This window comes from Zhihengliuella alba (assembly GCF_039538765.1).
GTDB classification, from domain to species: Bacteria; Actinomycetota; Actinomycetes; order Actinomycetales; family Micrococcaceae; genus Zhihengliuella; species Zhihengliuella alba.
Genome location: NZ_BAABCJ010000002.1, coordinates 730,391 through 748,194 on the forward strand (window position 1 = coordinate 730,391; position 17,804 = coordinate 748,194).

The 17,804-nt window shown below is 73.9% G+C and carries 15 protein-coding genes; 9 read left to right on the forward strand and 6 right to left on the reverse strand.

Annotated features, from left to right (window positions below):
• The first annotated feature begins 37 nt into the window (after positions 1-37).
• On the forward strand, positions 38-823 hold the full coding sequence (locus ABD784_RS09020; protein ID WP_344883122.1) for a DUF305 domain-containing protein: 786 nt from the start codon (positions 38-40) through the stop codon (positions 821-823).
• 71 nt (positions 824-894) lie between these two features.
• The gene (locus ABD784_RS09025; protein ID WP_344883125.1) at positions 895-2,469 is read left to right on the forward strand and encodes a cation:proton antiporter family protein; all 1,575 of its coding nucleotides are present in this window, start codon (positions 895-897) and stop codon (positions 2,467-2,469) included.
• An 83-nt stretch (positions 2,470-2,552) separates the two neighbouring features.
• On the opposite strand, the gene ABD784_RS09030 is transcribed toward ABD784_RS09025, so the two are convergent.
• Positions 2,553-5,081, reverse strand: coding sequence for a Tex family protein (locus ABD784_RS09030; protein ID WP_344883509.1), 2,529 nt, complete (start codon positions 5,079-5,081; stop codon positions 2,553-2,555).
• A 167-nt stretch (positions 5,082-5,248) separates the two neighbouring features.
• Between ABD784_RS09030 and ABD784_RS09035 the strand changes: the two genes are divergently transcribed.
• A complete protein-coding gene (locus ABD784_RS09035; protein ID WP_344883128.1) occupies positions 5,249-5,602 on the forward strand; it encodes a hypothetical protein in 354 nt (117 codons plus the stop codon).
• Between the two features lie 31 nt (positions 5,603-5,633).
• Here ABD784_RS09035 and ABD784_RS09040 read toward each other — a convergent pair whose 3' ends face one another.
• Positions 5,634-6,215 (reverse strand): TetR/AcrR family transcriptional regulator, encoded by a 582-nt coding sequence (locus ABD784_RS09040; RefSeq protein ID WP_344883131.1) that lies wholly within the window; start codon positions 6,213-6,215, stop codon positions 5,634-5,636.
• 113 nt (positions 6,216-6,328) lie between these two features.
• Here ABD784_RS09040 and ABD784_RS09045 point away from each other — a divergent pair, with 113 nt between their 5' ends.
• Together ABD784_RS09045 and ABD784_RS09050 are read left to right on the forward strand one after the other, a co-directional pair.
• Positions 6,329-7,879, forward strand: coding sequence for an MFS transporter (locus ABD784_RS09045; RefSeq protein ID WP_344883134.1), 1,551 nt, complete (start codon positions 6,329-6,331; stop codon positions 7,877-7,879).
• Between the two features lie 40 nt (positions 7,880-7,919).
• A complete protein-coding gene (locus ABD784_RS09050; RefSeq protein ID WP_344883137.1) occupies positions 7,920-8,468 on the forward strand; it encodes a DUF1697 domain-containing protein in 549 nt (182 codons plus the stop codon).
• Here ABD784_RS09050 and ABD784_RS09055 read toward each other — a convergent pair.
• Genes ABD784_RS09055 through nirB form a run of 3 tightly spaced genes read right to left on the reverse strand, consistent with a single transcriptional unit; the run spans position 8,458 to position 13,477 of the window.
• Positions 8,458-9,669: a uroporphyrinogen-III synthase gene (locus tag ABD784_RS09055; protein WP_344883512.1), complete on the reverse strand. Its 1,212-nt coding sequence runs from the start codon at positions 9,667-9,669 to the stop codon at positions 8,458-8,460. The genes ABD784_RS09050 and ABD784_RS09055 overlap by 11 nt on opposite strands.
• A complete protein-coding gene (gene cobA, locus ABD784_RS09060; RefSeq protein ID WP_344883140.1) occupies positions 9,669-10,784 on the reverse strand; it encodes a uroporphyrinogen-III C-methyltransferase in 1,116 nt (371 codons plus the stop codon). Before cobA ends, ABD784_RS09055 begins: the two co-directional genes overlap by 1 nt.
• Positions 10,781-13,477 (reverse strand): nitrite reductase large subunit NirB, encoded by a 2,697-nt coding sequence (gene nirB / locus ABD784_RS09065; protein ID WP_344883143.1) that lies wholly within the window; start codon positions 13,475-13,477, stop codon positions 10,781-10,783. The genes cobA and nirB overlap by 4 nt, the downstream gene beginning before the upstream one ends.
• A 439-nt stretch (positions 13,478-13,916) precedes the next feature.
• Between nirB and nirD the strand changes: the two genes are divergently transcribed.
• The 4 genes from nirD (at position 13,917) to ABD784_RS09085 (ending at position 16,956) form a co-directional block, all read left to right on the forward strand.
• Entirely contained in the window at positions 13,917-14,336 is a 420-nt protein-coding gene (nirD, locus tag ABD784_RS09070; protein WP_344883146.1) for a nitrite reductase small subunit NirD, read from the forward strand.
• 1 nt (position 14,337) lies between these two features.
• Positions 14,338-15,150 carry a sirohydrochlorin chelatase gene (locus tag ABD784_RS09075; protein ID WP_344883149.1) on the forward strand — a complete coding sequence of 271 codons (813 nt, stop codon included), beginning with the start codon at positions 14,338-14,340 and terminating at the stop codon, positions 15,148-15,150.
• A gap of 325 nt (positions 15,151-15,475) precedes the next feature.
• On the forward strand, positions 15,476-15,679 hold the full coding sequence (gene cspE, locus ABD784_RS09080) for a transcription antiterminator/RNA stability regulator CspE (RefSeq protein WP_309082380.1): 204 nt from the start codon (positions 15,476-15,478) through the stop codon (positions 15,677-15,679).
• A 269-nt stretch (positions 15,680-15,948) separates the two neighbouring features.
• Positions 15,949-16,956 carry an LLM class flavin-dependent oxidoreductase gene (locus tag ABD784_RS09085; RefSeq protein ID WP_344883152.1) on the forward strand — a complete coding sequence of 336 codons (1,008 nt, stop codon included), beginning with the start codon at positions 15,949-15,951 and terminating at the stop codon, positions 16,954-16,956.
• A gap of 7 nt (positions 16,957-16,963) precedes the next feature.
• Here ABD784_RS09085 and ABD784_RS09090 read toward each other — a convergent pair whose 3' ends face one another.
• Positions 16,964-17,803, reverse strand: a complete 840-nt coding sequence (locus ABD784_RS09090) for an IclR family transcriptional regulator domain-containing protein (RefSeq protein ID WP_344883155.1) — start codon at positions 17,801-17,803, stop codon at positions 16,964-16,966.
• Position 17,804 lies beyond the last annotated feature (1 nt).

Below are 17,804 nucleotides of genomic sequence, written 5' to 3' on the forward strand. Positions count from 1 at the left end.
ACGCCTGCCCACCACGACTTCGGAAGAGAGAACCACCATGTCCCACACCGCACCCGCGCGGGCCGTCCAGCGCCCCGCCGAGCAGAACCCGTCCTTCGTGCGCCCATCCTCCGCGCGCCCCGTACCGCCGGTGAACAGCAGCAGGGCCCCGTCCCGCAGCGCCCACCGGAGCGGCTCACGGGCTCCGGCACGAGCGGCGGCCGTCGCCGTCGCACTCGTGATCGGCTCCCTGGCCCTGACCGCGTGCGGCCCCACGGCCCCGGACCCCGCCCCGGACTCGGCGGCGCACTCCGGCGGGCACGGGGCGCCGGCCGAGGGCACGCCGTCGGATGCCTCCGCCGAGGCGGGCACGACGGCGGACAGCGGCCACAACGACGCCGACGTCACGTTCGCCGCGACGATGATCCCCCACCACCGGCAGGCCCTCGAGATGAGCGAGATCATGCTCGCCAAGGAGGACCTGCCGCCCGCGGTCCGCGACCTCGCCGAGCGGATCAAGGCCGCCCAGGGCCCGGAGATCGAGGCCATGGACTCATGGCTCGAGGCCTGGGGCGCCGCGGCCGGCGATCACGGCGATCACGCGATGGACGGCATGCTCACCGAGGAACAGCTGCAGCAGCTGGAGTCAGCAGACGGCCCGCAGGCCGCCGAGCAGTTCCTCGCCGGGATGATCGAGCACCACCGCGGCGCCGTCGAAATGGCGGAGCAGGAGCTGGAGGCCGGCCGGAACGCCGACGCGCTGGCGCTGGCCGACCGGGTCATCGCGGACCAGACCGCCGAGATCGAGGAGATGGAGGGTCTCCTGGCGGAGCTGAAGCAATAGGTCATCCCTCCCTCTTCGCGACGCGCGGGCCCTAAAGTAGGACCACGCCGCACGTCGACGAACGGGAGCCCGTGGAAGAGATCGCCATCACCCTCCTGACCGCGGCCGGACTCGGATGGCTGGCGCACAGCCTCCGGGTCCCGCCGCTGGTCGGCTTCCTCGCCGCGGGCTTCCTGCTGGGCGGTCTGGGCCTCGACGGCTTCCCGGGTCTGGACTCGCTCGCGGACATCGGCGTGACCCTGCTGCTGTTCACGATCGGGCTCAAGTTCGACATTCGCTCGCTGGCGCGCCGCGAGGCCTTCGGCACGGCGGGCGTGCACATCATTCTCAGCGTCCTCGTCGGCGCCGGCCTGCTGGGGCTCCTGGCCGCCGTCGGACTCTCCCAGTATGCGGACCTGCAGTCGCTGGTGCTGGTCGGCTTCGCGCTGTCCTTCTCCTCGACCGTGCTGTGCATGAAGGTGCTGGAGGAGCGCTCGGACGACGGCTCGTTCTACGGGCAGACGGCCATCGCCATCCTGGTCATCCAGGACATCGCCGCGGTCGCCTTCATCACCCTGACCTCGGACGAGCCGCCCAGCCTGTGGGCACTCGCCCTGGTTCTCCTGGTCCCCGCCGGCTGGGTCTTCCGCCGGCTCCTGGACCACGCGGGGCACGGCGAGCTGCTGGTCCTCTACGGCGTCGCCATGGCGCTGGGGCCGGGCTACTTCCTGTTCGACGCCGTCGGCATCAAGGGCGACCTCGGCGCCCTGGTGATGGGACTGCTGTTCGCCGGGCATCCCCGGGCCATCGAACTGTCCAAGTCGCTCTACAGCGTCAAGGAGCTGTTCCTCGTGGGCTTCTTCCTGAGCATCGGCATGCTGGACCAGCCCACCTGGAGCGACCTCGGGCTGGCCGCCCTGCTGACCGTCCTCCTGCTCCCCCTCCGGGCTCTCGGCTTCATCCTGCTGGGGCGCGCGTTCGGCATGCGGAACCGCTCGGCCGTGCGCACGGGACTGGTGCTCGGGAACTTCTCCGAGTTCTCGATCATCGTGGTCTCCGTCGGCGTCGGCACCGCGATGCTCGCGGCGGACTGGCTGCCCGTGGTGGGCATCGCGGTGGCCCTCAGCATGGTGGCCTCCTCCCTGCTCAACGGGCGCGGCAGCCATCTGGCGCCCGGGCTGGCTGCCCGACTGCCCGTGCAGGACCCGGACCGCATCCGGCCCGACGACCGCCCCATCGACACGAGCAATGCCGACGTGCTCATCCTGGGCATGGGCAAGATCGGCCGCTCCACCTACGAGCGGATCACCGCGGCCTCCGACCTGCGCGTGCTGGCCGTGGACAACGACCACGCCGTGGTCCGCCGGCTCCGCGAGGCCGGCCTGAACGTGATGGAGGGCGACGCCACCGACCTCGAGTTCTGGTACCGGATCTGCCAAGGCGGTCTGGTCCAGACGGTGGTCCTCGCCATGCCGTTCCACGATTCCAACCTCTTCGCCCTGGACCAGCTCCGCGAGGCCGGCTTCGAGGGTCGCATCACCGCCGTGGCGCACCACCCGGACCAGGCCGAGCACCTCCAGCGGCTCGGCGTGGACGGCGTCTACAACCTCTACGAGGGAGCCGGCATCGCGATGGCCGATCTCCTGCTCTCCCCCGGGGCGCGCTGACACCGCCTGCCGCCCGTGGGCGGGCCTGAACACTCAGGCCGGAACGGGCGGATCCGAGCAGCAGAGCGGTCAGGCCGGAGCGGTCAGGCCAGGCCGGCCCGCCGCAGGGCCTCGGCCATGGCGGTGTCGCCGCCGGCCGCGGCACCGGACTGCGGCTTCCGGTCGTCCTTCTGCCCGCCGCGCTGGCCGCCCGGCTGCCCACCGGCGCGCTCGCGCCCGGCCCGTCCGCCGGCGCCACCGCCGGCCGCCGAGCCGCCGCGTGCTCCGCCGCCCCGGGGGCGGCTTCCGCCGTGGCCGGCCGGCCCGCCACCCTTCGGCGTGCCGTCCTGCGCGGCACCGGCGGCCCCGCTGCGGGAGGTCCCGCCCCGGGGCCGCCCGGCGGCGGCTTCCGAGGGCAGCGGGTCGTCCAACCGCAGGGTGAGCGAGATCCGCTTCCGGGCGAGGTCGACGTCGAGCACCTTGACCCGGACGACCTGACCGGACTTGACCACCTCGCGGGGGTCGGAGACGAACTCGCGGCTCATCGCGGAGACGTGGACCAGTCCGTCCTGGTGCACGCCGATGTCCACGAACGCCCCGAACGCCGCGACGTTGGAGACCGTGCCCTCGAGGATCATCCCCGGCTCCAGGTCGCCGACGGTCTCGACGCCGTCCTTCAGTGCGGCCGTGACGAACTCGCCGCGCGGATCGCGGCCGGGACGGGCGAGCTCGGCCATCACGTCGCGGACGGTCGGGACGCCGAAGCGCTCGTCCACGAACTGCTCCGGGCGGAGCGATCCGACGGCGCCGGCCGCCGCGCCGACGTCGCCCTTGGTCAGGCCCGCCTCGGCGAGGATCCGCTGCGCGAGGCCGTAGGCCTCGGGGTGCACGGCGGACGCGTCCAGCGGCTCCCTGCCCCCGGTGACGCGGAGGAAGCCGGCGCACTGCTCGAACGCCTTGGCGCCCAGGCGGGGCACCTTCTTCAGCTCGGCGCGGGTCGCGAACGGCCCGTTGGCGTCCCGGTACTCGACGATGTTCCGGCCGAGCGTGGGACCGACGCCGGCGACGCGCGAGAGCAGGGCCGGCGAGGCCGTGTTGACGTCCACGCCGACCGCGTTGACGCAGTCCTCGACGACGGCGTCGAGCGTCCGGTCGAGCTTCGCCGGCGTGAGGTCGTGCTGGTACTGGCCGACGCCGATCGACTTCGGCTCGATCTTCACGAGCTCGGCCAGCGGGTCCTGCAGCCGGCGGGCGATCGACGCGGCGCCGCGCAGGGAGACGTCCAGGTCCGGCAGCTCGGCCGCGGCCAGGGCCGAGGCGGAGTAGACGGACGCGCCGGCCTCCGACACGATGACCTTCGCCGGGCGGACGCCGGCGGCCGCCGTCGCCTCCCCGTAGCGGGGGTTGGCGGCGAGCCGGGCCAGGAGCTCCCCGGCGAGCCGGTCCGTCTCGCGACTGGCCGTGCCGTTGCCGACGGCCACGAGAGTGGTCCCGTGCTTCACGGCCAGGGACTCGAGGACCGCGAGCGAGTCCTCCCACTTGGTGCTGGCCTTCCCGTTGGCGTGCGGGTAGATCGTCGCCGTGTCCACGACGCGGCCCGTGCCGTTGACGACGGCGACCTTCACGCCGGTGCGCAGGCCCGGGTCGAGGCCGAGGACCGTGCGGTTGCCCGCCGGCGCCGCGAGCAGCACGTCGCGCAGGTTGTCGGCGAAGACGCGCACCGCCTGCTCCTCGGCCGCCTCGAAGAGGCGCGTGCGCAGGTCCGTCTCCAGGCGGGTGAGGATGCGGCTCTTCCAGGCCAGGCGGACGGTGCGGCTCTGCCAGCCGTGCGCCGGCGATCCCGCCGGGGCGTCCGCGCCCACCGCGCGCGCGACGGCGGCCTCGTAGCCGGCCCGGGCCTCGGTCAGCGCGTCCTCGTCGGCCGGGTCCGCCTCCGCCAGCGTCAGCGCGAGCGCGCCCTCGCGCTCCCCGCGCAGCAGGGCCAGCACCCGGTGCCCGGGCAGGCGGTGCAGGGGCTCCGCGAAGTCCTGGTAGTCGGAGAACTTGGCGGCCGCCTCCCCGGCGCCCGGTGCGACGGCGGAGCGCAGGACGCCGCGCTTCCAGAGCCGCTCGCGCAGCTCGGTGACGAGCTCGACGTCCTGTCCGGCCCGCTCGATGACGATGGCCCGGGCCCCGGTGAGCGCGTCGTCGGGCGTGGCGACGGCGTCGTTCACGTACTCCGCGGCCGCGGCCTGCGGGTCCAGCCCGGCGTCGGAGAGCAGCGCCTCGGCGAGCGGCTCCAGTCCGGCCTCGCGCGCGATCTGCGCCCGGGTGCGGCGCTTGGTCTTGTAGGGCAGGTAGAGGTCCTCGAGCTCCGTCTTGGTGGTGGCGGCCGCGATCGCCCCGCGCAGCGCGTCCGTGAGCTTGCCCTGCTCGTCGATGGCCTTGACGACGGCGGAGCGCCGGTCCTCCAGCTCACGCAGGTAGCGCAGCCGCTCCTCGAGGGTGCGCAGCTGCGTGTCGTCGAGGGTCCCGGTCGCCTCCTTGCGGTAGCGGGCGATGAACGGGACGGTGGAGCCGGAGTCGAGGAGGTCCACCGCGGCCTGGACCTGCCACGTCTGGACGCCGAGCTCCTCGGCGATGCGCGCGACCACCGCCCGGGTCGCGGCGCCGGGGGCGGCGGGGGCCGCGAAGCCTCCCGTCCGTGTGCCGGGAGCGCTGGGGGTGGACTGGCCTGCGGGGGCTGCGTTGGAGATCGTCACCGGTCCATCTTGCCGCAGCCGGTCATCCCTCCGCGATCCGCGGCCCTAGACTGTGGAGCATGCGTGGAATCCGACCTGTCGCCCTGGCCGCCGCCGTCCTGCTGATCGGCGCGACGGGCTGCGCCCAGGTCCAGCAGGCCACCGAGGACGCCGCCGCCTCCGCCGTGGGCTCCGTCACCGAGTCCGCCCGGCAGGAGGTCGTGACGAGGATCTGCGCGCCCGTCACCGACGGCACTCTGGACGCGTCCGACGTCGAACTCCTCTCCTCGCTCGTCGAGCCGGCGGAGGCCGCCGGCGTCCCGGCCGAGGTCCTCGATCCGCTGCGCCGCCTCGCCGATGCCGGCGACTCGGCGCCGCAGGACCTGCTCGACGAGGCCGCCGCCGCCTCCGACGAGGCGACCGCCGCCGAGTGAGCGCGGCCGCCCGGTGCCGCGCCGGGAACTCCTAGCCGGCGTCCGGCGACGTGCGGGACCGGGCGAGCGCGCGCAGCTCGTCGACCTGGTCCAGCACCGCGTCGAGGCGGCCGCGGAAGTATCCGGCCGTCGAGCCCGGAGCGCTGGAACCGGGCATCGCGGCGTGGTGGTACATGCCGTCGCCGAGGAGCATGATCGCGTCCGCCACGGCGTCGTCGCCCACCTCCTCCCGGATGAGCTGCCACCAGGACCCGTGCACGGCGGCGAGCGCCTCGGCCGCGCCGGGGTGCTGCCCGGCCGCGAGGCGCATGACCACGACGAAGAAGGTGTCCAGCTCGGTGCCGGTCTCGACCGACGTGCGCACGAAGTAGCGCGACGGCCCCTCGGGCGACTGCCGCATGCGGTCCAGATCCGCCTCCGCGGCCTGCCGCAGGCCGTCCAGGACGCCGTCGGCGAGCGCGTCCTTGCTCTTGAAGTGGTAGAGCAGGCCGCCCTTGGAGACCCCGGCCCGGGCGGCCGTCGCCTCGAGCGTCGCAGCGCGCTCGCCCTCGCTGCTGACGATCGCGCAGTAGGCGGCGAGGATCTTCTCGCGGGCGGCGGGGGGACGGGCCATGCGGACCACTCTATCGAGCCGGCCCCGGTGAGACCGCGCACAGAGCCTTCCCTCTAAACCGTCCAGCCGGTACAGTTATCCCAGATCCACCCCTTCCAGCCCCGGGAACAGCCATGACACAGACCACCTCAGCGCGCCCCACCACGCCGGCCAGCACGCGCCGCTGGCTCGCGCTGGCCGTGCTCATGTTCCCCGTGCTGCTGATCTCCGTGGACAACACCGTGCTCAGCTTCGCGGTGCCGGCGCTCTCCAAGGCGCTGGCCCCGACCTCTGACCAGCTGCTGTGGATGATCGACGTCTACCCGCTGGTCCTGGCCGGCCTGCTGGTGCCCATGGGCAGCCTGGGCGACCGGATCGGCCGCAAGCGGCTCCTGCTCGTCGGCAGCGCCGGCTTCGGCGTGGTCTCCGCGCTCGCGGCCTTCTCCCCCAGCGCCGAGTGGCTCATCGCCGCCCGCGCCCTGCTGGGCTTCTTCGGCTCCATGCTGATGCCCGCCACCCTGTCGCTGATCCGCAGCATCTTCACGGACCAGGACGAGCGCCGCCGCGCGATCGCCATCTGGGCGGCCGGATTCGCCGGAGGCGCCGCCCTCGGCCCGATCCTCGGCGGCTGGCTGCTGGAGCACTTCGCGTGGGGATCGGTCTTCCTCCTGGCCGTCCCGATGCTGCTGCCGATCCTCCTCGCCGGCCCGTTCCTGATCCCGGAGTTCAAGGACCCGCAGCCGGGCCCCGTCGACCCGCTCTCGATCGCCCTCGCCATCCTCGCGCTGGCGCCGCTGGTCTTCGGCATCAAACTGGCCGCCAAGGGGGCGGACCCCGTCGTCGCGGCGGCCGCCGTCGCGATCGGGCTCGCGAGCGGCTGGCTCTTCGTGCGCCGCCAGCTCCGCCGGCCGATCCCCATGCTGGACGTGCGCCTCTTCCGCAACCCCACGTTCTCCGGCGCGCTGGCCGTGAACCTGCTCAGCATCTTCTCGATGGTCGGGTTCATCTACTTCCTCACCCAGCACCTGCAGCTGGTCGCGGGGCTCTCGCCCATGCAGGCCGGCGTCCTCATGGTCCCCGGCCTCGCCCTGTCGATCGTCTCCGGGCTGGGCGCAGCGTGGCTGGCCCGCCACGTGGCGGTCTCGACGCTGATGGTCTTCGGCCTCGGGCTCAACGCGGTCGCCTACGGCCTGGTCCTGCTGGTGGCGCAGGCCGACTCGGTGCTGCCGCTGATGGGCGCGTTCGCGGTGCTCGGCCTCGGCGTCGGGCTCTCGGAGACCCTCTCCAACGACCTGGCGCTCTCCGCGGTCCCGCCGGCGAAGGCCGGCGCGGCCTCCGCCATCTCGGAGACGGCGTACGAGACGGGCACCGTCCTCGGCACTGCCGTGCTCGGCGGGCTGCTCAACGCCGCCTACACACGCAACCTCCGCCTGCCGGACGGACTGGGCGGGGCGGACGCCGCGGCCGCGTCCCAGACGCTCGGGGGTGCGCACGACGTCGCCGCGCGCCTGCCGTCGGACCAGGCCGCCGCGCTGCTGGAGTCGGCCGCCCACGCCTTCGACTCGGGCGTGGCGGTGACCGCGTCGATCGGGATGGCGACCGCCGTCGTCGCGGCCGTGGTGATCCACCGCGCGCTGCGCCGCCAGCCGGTGGCGGTGGCCCCGACGGGGGAGCCGCACGCCTGAGGGCTCCCCGAGCCGGGGTCCCGTGGGGCACACTGGGCCCATGAACGACTACGTGGGGTTCCTGCGCGGGATCAATGTCGGCGGGCGCCGGATCGCCATGCCGGACCTGATCGCGTGCGTCGAGTCCGCCGGCGCCCGGGACGTGCGGACGGTTCTCGCCACCGGCAACGTCCTCTTCACCTCCGGCCTGTCCCGCGATGCGGCCCGCGGGCAGCTCGAGACCGCGATCGGGGAGCGCTTCGGCTTCGCCGCTCGGCTCTTCGTCAAGACGGTGCCCGAGGTCGCCGAGCTGGTCGCCGCCTGCCCGTACGACCGCGCCGCCGAGTACGCGGGGCACCCGGCGCACACCTACGCGACCTTCACGTCCGCGCCGGACGTGGCGCGGACGGCGCTGGAGCGGCTGGAGGCCCAGGCGCCGGACGCGCTGGACCGGGCCACGGCCCGGGACGACGTCCTCTACTGGCAGACGCCCAGAGGGACCACGCTGGAGAACCCGCTCGCGCGGATCCTCGCCGGGGCCCGCCTGAAGGAGCACCACACCACGCGCAACCTCAACACGCTGGAGAAGGTCGTCGCCGCTAGACGTTGAGCCGGTAGCCCCGCTTGACCACCGTGGTCACCAGGCGCGGGTCCGGGAGGGCGCGGCGCAGCCGGCTGACGGCCATGTCCAGGGCGTGGTCGGCCTGTCCCTCGGGGAGGATCGCGATGAGCTCGGCCCGCGAGAGGACGGCGCCGCGCGCGTCCGCGATCGCCCGGAACAGCGCCAGCTGCGAGGCGCCGAGCTCCCGGGCCTGCCCGGCCAGCGCCACCACGGACCCGCGGATGGTGAGGTCGCCGAGCGCCGTCGGGCAGTGCCGGGTGCCGCGACCGCCGAGGAACTCGACCACCTGCCGGATCATGGCCCCCATCCGGAAGCGCTCCGGGACCAGGGGGTCGATGCCGACCGCCTGCAGCGGCTGCGCCGTCACGGGCCCCACGGTCGCGGCGACCACATGCGTCTGGAAGGCCTCCACCAGGTCCCAGTAGCGTCCGCGCTGGCGCGCCGCGTCCAGCAGCGCGTCCACGGCGGGCGCCGCAGTGAACGTCACGAGGTCCAGGCCGCCCCCGCACACGGCGTCGATCAGCCGGGCGACCTTCTCCTCGCTGCCCTCCGGCACCACCCACCGGTAGGGCGAGACGGTGAGGACCCGGGCGCCCGCCGCCTCGAGCCGGGCGATCTCTTCCGCGTCGCCGAGCCCGTGGAGCTGGACCGCCACGGTCCGCCCCGCGACCCCGCGCTCCAGCGCGAGGTCCACCATCGTGGCCGTCCGCTCGTCGTGGCCGGCGCCGTCGTCGTCGAACCCCGCGGCGCGCACGGCCCCGCGGGCCTTGGGCCCGCGCACGAGGATCGTGGCCCGCTCCAGCGTCCGCGTCAGGTCCTCGCCCTGCCCGTGCGCCTCGGCCGAGTCGATCCAGCGCCGCATGCCGTAGGCGGTGGTGACGAGCACGACGTCGGGGCGCGCCGCGATCAGCGCCGCGGTCTCGGCCTGCAGGGCCGCGTCCTCGGCCACGGGTGCGATCTTCAGGACCGGCGCGTGGAGCACCTCGGCGCCGCGCCGCTCGAGCGCGTCGATGAGATCCGCGGACCGGCGGTCGCTGGTCACGCCGATCCGGAACCCGGCCAGGGACCCGGCCGCGTCCTCCGGGCCCGGACCGACTCCCGGACCGGCGAGCCGGCCGGCCGGCGGGCCCGCCGCCGTCGTCGCCCGGGGGTCCTGCTCCGTGCCGTCCACGGGCGGCGCTGTCTCCATCACGTCCGTTCGACCTCCAGGTCTCCGGTCGCGAGGTCCGCGGCCTGCCGTACCCACTCGTCCCCCAGCGCCACCACGTCGCCGATCACGATCACCGCCGGCGAGGAGCACTTGGCCTCCGCCGCCGCGAGGGCCAGCCCCTCCAACGGGGCCGCGGTGGTGCGCTGAGTCTCGCAGAACCCGCGCTCGACCACCATCGCGGGAGTCGCCGGGGCCAGGCCGTGGCGCAGGAGGCCGGCGACCGTCTGCGGCAGGGTGCCGACGCCCATGAGGACCACGAGCGTGCCGCCGAGTCCGGCCAGGTGCTCGAGCTCCTCCTCGGAGAACGGCTGGTGCGCGGAGGCGACCGTGAACAGCTTGGACACCCCGCGGTGCGTCACGGGGACGCCGGCCGTGCCGGGCACCGAGATCGCCGACGTGACGCCGGGGACCACCGTCACGGGCACGCCCGCCGCCGCGCACGCCCGGACCTCCTCGGCGCCGCGCCCGAAGACGAACGGGTCCCCTCCCTTGAGCCGCACCACCGAGCGGCCGGCGAGCGCCGCCTCCACCAGCTGCCGCTCGATCTCCTCCTGCGGCACCTTGTGGTGCCCGGGGGTCTTGCCGACGTCGACCAGCTCGGCACCGGGGGCGAGCGCGGCGACGAGCTCAGCGGCGGGCGTCGCGGAGCCGGGCCCGGCCGGGCCCAGCCGGTCGTAGTAGACGACGTCGGCCTGGGCCAGCGCCGTGCGCCCGGCGACCGTCAGCAGGTCCGCGCGCCCCGGGCCGCCGCCGACGAGCGTGACGCCCCCGGCGGCGGCGGCCCCCGGCTCGGCGAGCAGCAGGATCCCCCGCTCCCGGCAGAGCCCGGGCAGGAAGGCCCAGGCGCCGTCGTCCGCGCTCCCCGGCTCCGGGCCGACGGCGACGACCAGCGCCACGCCGTCCAGGGGCGCCACCGGGACCGCCGCCGTGCCGGACGGCAGCGCGGCGGAGGGCAGCACCTCGGACGGTGCCTCGGCGGTGCGGACCTCCGCGCCGGCCGCCCGGTACCGTGCGACGGCGCGGCGCGCGGCCCGCGGCTCCCCGCAGACGAGCACGGTCCGCCCGGTCAGGTCCGGGGTGCCCGGGAGCATCATCGGGCACCCCCGGCCGGGGAGCCCACGGGGATGGTGGCGCCGAGCGGCACGGGGCCGGCCGGGCGCTTCTGGCCGCGCTCCTCGACGTACTCGAGGCTCTGGTCCGCCTGGCCCGGCGCGTTCACGAAGGAGCGGAACCGGCGCAGCCGCTCGGGGTCCTTCAGGGTGGCGGCCCACTCGTCCTCGTAGTTCGCGACGTGGCGCTCCATGGCGGCCTCCAGCTCCGCGCCCAGTCCCAGCGAGTCCTTCACCACCACGTCGTGCACGTGGTCGACGCCGCCGTCGAGCTCGTCCATCCAGTGCGCGGTGCGCTGCAGACGGTCGGCGGTGCGGATGTAGTACATGAAGAAGCGGTCGATGTAGCGGACCAGGGTGGCGTCGTCGAGGTCCTGGGCGAGCAGCTTGGCGTGGGCGGGGTTCGCGCCGCCGTTGCCGCCCACGTACAGGTTCCAGCCGTCGGAGGTGGCGACGACGCCGACGTCCTTGCCGCGGGCCTCCGCGCACTCCCGGGCGCAGCCGGAGACGCCCATCTTCAGCTTGTGCGGCGAGCGCAGGCCCCGGTAACGCAGCTCCAGCCCGATCGCCATGGAGACCGAGTCCTGCACGCCGTAGCGGCACCAGGACGAGCCCACGCAGCCCTTCACCGTGCGCAGCGACTTGCCGTACGCCTGCCCCGATTCGAACCCGGCGTCGACGAGCTCCTTCCAGATGTCCGGCAGCTGCTCCAGGCGCGCGCCGAACATGTCGATCCGCAGGCCGCCGGTGAGCTTGGTGTAGAGCCCGTACCGCTGGGCGACGGAGGCGATGACGCCGAGCTTCTCCGGGGTGATCTCGCCGCCGGGGATGCGCGGGACCACCGAGTACGTGCCGTCCTTCTGCATGTTCGCCAGCGCCCGGTCGTTGGTGTCCTGCAGTCCGCCCAGGTCTCCGTCGAGCGGGTAGGCGTTGTGCTGGGAGGCGAGGATGTTGGCGATGGACGGCTTGCAGATGTCGCAGCCGTCGCCGGTGCCGAAGCGCTCCATGACGGCCTCGTAGCTGGTCAGCCCGGCGATGCGGACGGCCTCGAACAGCTCGGCGCGGGAGAAGGCGATGTGCTCGCACATCGCCCGGGAGACCTCGACCCCGGACTTGACGAGCTCCTGCTCCAGGAGCTTCTTCAGCATGGGCACGCAGGACCCGCACTGGGTGCCCGCCCGGGTGCACGTCTTGAGGCCGGCGAGCTCGCGGACCGGCTCGCTGCCCTCGCAGGTGCCGCAGCCGCCGACCGCGTCGCGGATCGCGCCGGCCGTGACGTTGTTGCAGGAGCAGAGCGTCGCGTCGTCCGGCAGCTCGGTCTCGGGCGCCGCGCCGCCGCCGGCGGCGGAGAGGTATGCGCCCGGCTCGGCCGGCAGTTCCCGGCCCAGGAGCGGGCGCAGGGACGTGTAGGGGGCGGCGTCGCCGACGAAGATGCCGCCGAGCAGCGTGCGGGCGTCGTCGCTCACCACCACCTTCTGGTAGACACCGCGGGCCGGGTCCGCGTAGACGACCTCCAGCGCGCCCTCGGCCTTGGCGAAGGCGTCGCCGAAGCTGGCCACGTCCACGCCGGAGAGCTTCAGCTTGGTGGCGGTGTCGAAGCCGGCGAACGTGGCCTCGCCGCCGTGGATGCGGTCCGCGACGATCTCCGCCATGGTGTTGGCCGGGGCCACCAGGCCGATGCAGAACCCGCCGAAGTTCGCGACCTCGCCGGCGGCCCAGACGTGCGGAACGTCGGTCGCGCAGGTCTCGTCGATGACGACGCCGCCGCGGGGCCCCATCCGGAACACCGGGCTGTAGTCCTCGGCCGGCTCCTGGTCCGTCCCGACGAGCTCGTCGACGCTCTTCCCGGCGGCCGCAGCGGCGGCCTCGCGGGACCGCCCGTTGATCTGGCGGATGAGCTCGTCGCGGGGACGGACACCGATGGACACGATCACCAGGTCCGCGTCGATGACGCGGCCGTCGGCCATCTCCACGCCGGTCACCCGCGTCTCGCCGTCGACGTCCTCCGTGAGGACCTTCGAGGGGAAGACGCCGCTGTGGACCTCGAGGCCCTTGTCCGCGATGAGGCGGCCCATGGCCTGGCCGGCGCCCTCGTCGAGCTGCGTGCCCATGAGCCACTGGCCGCCGTCGATCACGACCGGCCGGGCACCGAGCGACTGGACGCCCGCCGCGGCCTCGAGCCCCAGCAGGCCGCCGCCGATCGTCACGGCGGTGACCGTGCGCCCGTAGGCCTCCGTCAGCTCGGCGATCCTCCGATTGATCGTCCACACGTCCTCGAGGTAGCGGTAGACGTGCGTGTGCTCGTTGCCGGGGATCGGCAGCGTCGCGGCGTTGGAGCCCGTGGCGAGGACCAGCTCGTCGTAGGCGAACCGGCGGCCGTCCGCGGCCACGGCCTCGCGGGTGTCCAGATCCAGGTCGACCACCCGGGTGCCGGTGACCAGCTCGATCCCCTCGCGCCGCCAGAGCGCGGCATCCCCGAGCGTCAGGTCGACGTCCCGGCTCGTCAGCGCCTTGGACAGCGCCACCCGGTCGTAGGGGGTGTGCGGCTCCTCGGTGAGGACCGTGACCTGGAAGCCGTCGAGTCCCCGCGCCGCCATCGCGTCGGTGAACCGGTGCGCGGCCGGGCCGCCTCCGACGACGACGATGCGGCGGTTCTCCGTGCTGCTGGGGTTGGTCATGGCTGCCTCACTCGGTAGTTGGTGCACCCGGCCCGCCGCCGACCGGGTGGCGGTCGGCGTTCGGCGGGCCCGCTCTGCGTGCGGTCTCGATAACGAATGTAGGGATCTGGATTTGCCCGGCAGTTGCTGGGGTGTCACGCCATAGAAACATCTTTTCTGTTTCGCCCATGAGACGGAGTGAGAAGGACGAAACCTGACCGAAACGCTGCGTCATGCCCGGCAACACAGGGCTGGACCTGCCTCGAGTGAGCGGCCGGCGGGCGGCGCCGGCGGCTCACAGTGGCCGGCGGCCGAGCGTGAGGCAGCGTTTACACCCCAGTGACGGCCCCCGGGGCCCGGCCGTAACAAGGGCTTCCTAGGCTTCTCGGCACGGTCGCTGATGAAACCGCCCCGGAGGCAACCGCCCCGGGGACGCCAGCAGAGTGAAGAGGAGTGGACCATGACGATCCTGCTCGATGAGAACGCAGCCGCCGGCGGCACCGCTGTCACCGCCGTCGAGACCGGGGCGGAGTGGCTCGATGCCTGCCGCGTCGAGGACCTCGCCCCCGGGTGGGGCGAGGCGGCCTGGCTGAACGGCCGCCAGGTGGCGCTGTTCCGCTTCCCGGACGGCAGCGTCCACGCCACGGACCAGCGCTGCCCGGCGACCGGCGCCCGCGTCATGTCCCGCGGGATCGTGGGCGGCCGGATCGTGGAGGGCCGGCCGGTCCGCACCGTCGCCAGCCCGCTGCACAAGGAGGTGTACCGGTTGGACACGGGCGAGTGCCTGAACGCCGACGGCGGGGAGGGCGGCTCCGTCCCCCGGTTGGAGATCTTCCCGGTCCGCCTCGAGGCCGGCCGCGTCCGCGTGGAGGTGTCCTGACATGGGCACCCTCCTCATCGACGGCGCGCAGGACCATGCCCTCCCCGCCCCCGGGTCGCCCTCCGCGACCCAGGCCTGGACCGGCTGGGTGCCCAGCGTGGGGACCGGCACCCTGGTGGCGGCGTCCCACGGCACCTCCAGCCCGGCCGGGCAGCGCGCCATCCGCGCCCTGGTGGACGCCGTGGCCGCCGCCCGCCCCGCACTGCGGGTGGAGGAGGCGTTCGTGGACGTCCAGACCCCCGGGGTGCCGCAGGTCCTCGCCCAGGCGGGCGACGAGTCGCGGATCGTCCCCCTGCTGCTCTCCAGCGGCTACCACACCCGTCACGACCTGGCCGAGGCCGCGCGCACGGTCCGCGCGGCGACCACCGCCCGCGCCCTGGGGCCCGACCCCCGCCTGGCGGCTGTCCTCCTGCGCCGGCTCGCCGAGGCCGGACTCCGCCGCGACGACCACGTGGTGCTCGCGTGCGCCGGCTCCACCGACGAGCGCGGCGTGGCGGAGTGCCGGGCCACGGCCGCCCTGCTCGCGGAGCGGATCGGCCGGCGCGTCGAGACCGCGTTCGTCTCCGCGGCGGAGCCGTCGGTCGAGCACGCCGTGCGCACCGCCGTCGCCCGCCGGGAGGGCGGGTGGTTCTCACGACGGCGGCCGCGGAGGGGGCGCGTGGTGGTCTCGACCTATCTCCTGGCCCCGGGGCACTTCGCGGCCCGGGTGGCTGCCTGCGGCGCCGACGTGGTGGCCCAGCCCCTCCTCGTCCCCGGGCGCCCCGTGCCGCAGGAGCTCGTGGAGATCGTCCTGGAACGCTACGACCAGCCGTAGTGGGCCGGTGCCACGGCACGGGACTCCGGCGGACCGGGGCGGCAGGGTGCGGCAGCCCGCCGTGATGGCCCGCCGTCGCGGCCCGAGAAGCGCCGCCGGGGGCCCGGATTATGCTCTGAGCATGCCGGGGGTACCCAAGCGCGGATTAATCGCGTAGGCTCTTACTCGTAGTAGTCGTAGTTCTTCACGCAGTATTTGCAGTGCCATGTTCCTGACGGGGCTGGACCGTTGTAAGTCGCGGCGAATTTTCCGCATCTACAATTTGGCCACGAAACTGTGGCCTTATCCCAGGCGCTCCGGCGCAACGTCTCGAAAGGACATCATCATGGCAACAGGTACCGTTAAGTGGTTCAACCCGGAAAAGGGCTTCGGCTTCATCGCTCCCGAGGACGGCTCGGCTGACGTGTTCGCACACTACTCCGCCATCCAGTCCAACGGCTTCCGCTCGCTCGAAGAGGGCCAGCGCGTTGAGTTCGATGTGACTCAGGGCCAGAAGGGCCTTCAGGCCGAGAACATCCGCGCGCTCTAAGCAGCCCGCGACGATTGCGCCCCTGAGGCCTGACGACCCAGTCGTCAGCAGCCCCTGACGGGCACGCATTCTTCCAGCAGCCGACGTACTCGTCGACGCCCCCGGTTTCCCGGAGGCCGAGACGCAGCACGTCGGCTGCTGTGTTTTAAGCTCCCCGCCGCGCCCGGCCCACAGCGGCAGTGCCCGGGCCGCCGTCGCACCGCCGGTCCGGGCACGCTCCGGCCGACCGCGCGGGAATGATTCGCTGACACAACTGGTTGGCACAGGACGTGAAGCTCTCAGTCCTGGACCTGGCCCCCATCCGCACCAACGGCAGCATCGCCGAGACATTCGCAGAATCCGTGGAACTCGCCCAGGAGGCCGAACGCCTGGGCTTCGAGCGCGTCTGGTACGCCGAGCACCACAACATGGCGACCATCGCCTCCAGCGCTACCTCGGTCCTCATCGGGCACATCGCCCACCACACGCAGCGCATCCGGCTCGGCTCCGGCGGCATCATGCTCCCCAACCACTCCCCCCTCGTCATCGCCGAGCAGTTCGGCACGCTCGAGACGCTGTTCCCGGGCCGCATCGACCTGGGTCTCGGCCGGGCGCCCGGCACGGACCAGCTCACCTTCCAGGCGCTGCGCCGGGACCCGCGCTCCTCGGACGCGTTCCCACAGGACGTCCAGGAGCTGCAGGGCTTCCTCGGCACCGAGTCCCGCATCAAGGGCGTCCACGCCTATCCGGGCTTCGGGACCAAGGTGCCCCTCTACATCCTCGGCTCGAGCCTCTTCGGCGCGCAGCTCGCCGCCCAGCTGGGCCTGCCCTACTCGTTCGCGTCCCACTTCGCCCCCGACGCCCTGCACCAGGCCGTCCGGGTCTACCGGGAGACCTTCCAGCCGTCGGAGCAGCTGTCCGAGCCGTACGTCATCGCCGGCGTCGGCGTCGTGGCCGGGCGCACCAATGCGGAGGCCCAGGCACAGTTCGAGGCCGTCCGCCGCGACCGCGTCGCCCGGTTCCTCGGCCGCGGCCGGATGGCCCCGGGCTCCACGGAGGCGCCGTTCACGGAGGAGGAGATCGACATGCTCCTGGAGTCCCCGGCCGGCGAGCAGGTGCTCGGCATGCTCAAGTACACGGCCGTCGGCACCCCGGAGGCCGTCGGCGAGTACCTGCAGGACTTCGCCCGGAGCGCCGGCGCGGACGAGCTGATCACCGTCCAGTCCGCCATCGACTCGGCCCAGCGGCTGGAGTCCCTGCGGCTCACCGCGGAGGGCGTCGGCGCGCTGCGGACCTAGCGGCGGGCTAGCGCTGCAGGCGCAGCGCCTCCTCGACCCGGGCGGCCGCCGCGCGCAGCCGCGGCAGGATCTGCTCCGCGTGCTCGGCGGGAGCGACGGCGCCGGCGGACCCCATCGAGACGTTGACGGCCGCCACCACCTCCCCGGCCGGCGAGCGCACCGGCACGGCCACCGAGGTCAGCCCGAGCTCCAGCTCCTGGTCCACCAGGCACCAGCCCTGCCGACGGACCCGGGCCAGCTCCGCGCGGAGCCGGTCCGGGTCCGTCAGCGTGCGCGGCGTCAGGGCCTGGAGCCGGCCCGCGGCGTCCAGGCGGGCGACGACGTCGTCCTCGCCCGCGCCGCGCTCGCCGTCGCCGGTCCCGCCGTCGGCGAAGGCGAGGAGCACGCGCCCCATCGACGTGGCGTACGCGGGGAAGCGGGTCCCCACGGAGATGCCCACGCGCATGATCCGGCGGGTGTGGACGCGCGCGATGTAGACCACGTCGTCGCCCTCGAGGACGGACGCCGACGCGGACTCGCCGAGCTCGGCCGAGAGCTCCTCCAGCACCGGCTGGAGCAGCTGCGGGAGCGACTGGCTGGAGAGGAACGCGTAGCCGAGCCGCAGCACGCCCGCCGTCAGCTCGAAGTGCTTCCCGTCGGTGCGCACGTAGCCGAGATCCGTCAGCGTGAGCAGGAAGCGCCGCGCCGTGGCGCGGGTTAGCCCGGTCGCGCGCGCGACGTCGGTCAGGGTCATCGACGGGTGATCGGCGTCGAACGCGCCGATCACGTCGAGGCCGCGGGCCAGGGACTGCACGTAGTAGGACGGCGCCTCGGCCGCCTCGGGCTGCGGTGCGGGTGTGCTGGACATC

Coding starts and splice junctions, on each gene's coding strand:
- ABD784_RS09020 (WP_344883122.1), top strand. CDS start 38: ATGTCCCACACCGCACCCGCGCGGGCCGTCCAGCGCCCCGCCGAGCAG.
- ABD784_RS09035 (WP_344883128.1), top strand. CDS start 5,249: ATGCGTGGAATCCGACCTGTCGCCCTGGCCGCCGCCGTCCTGCTGATC.
- ABD784_RS09040 (WP_344883131.1), bottom strand. CDS start 6,215: ATGGCCCGTCCCCCCGCCGCCCGCGAGAAGATCCTCGCCGCCTACTGC.
- ABD784_RS09045 (WP_344883134.1), top strand. CDS start 6,329: ATGACACAGACCACCTCAGCGCGCCCCACCACGCCGGCCAGCACGCGC.
- ABD784_RS09050 (WP_344883137.1), top strand. CDS start 7,920: ATGAACGACTACGTGGGGTTCCTGCGCGGGATCAATGTCGGCGGGCGC.
- ABD784_RS09055 (WP_344883512.1), bottom strand. CDS start 9,669: ATGGAGACAGCGCCGCCCGTGGACGGCACGGAGCAGGACCCCCGGGCG.
- cobA (WP_344883140.1), bottom strand. CDS start 10,784: ATGATGCTCCCGGGCACCCCGGACCTGACCGGGCGGACCGTGCTCGTC.
- nirB (WP_344883143.1), bottom strand. CDS start 13,477: ATGACCAACCCCAGCAGCACGGAGAACCGCCGCATCGTCGTCGTCGGA.
- nirD (WP_344883146.1), top strand. CDS start 13,917: ATGACGATCCTGCTCGATGAGAACGCAGCCGCCGGCGGCACCGCTGTC.
- ABD784_RS09075 (WP_344883149.1), top strand. CDS start 14,338: ATGGGCACCCTCCTCATCGACGGCGCGCAGGACCATGCCCTCCCCGCC.
- cspE (WP_309082380.1), top strand. CDS start 15,476: ATGGCAACAGGTACCGTTAAGTGGTTCAACCCGGAAAAGGGCTTCGGC.
- ABD784_RS09090 (WP_344883155.1), bottom strand. CDS start 17,803: ATGTCCAGCACACCCGCACCGCAGCCCGAGGCGGCCGAGGCGCCGTCC.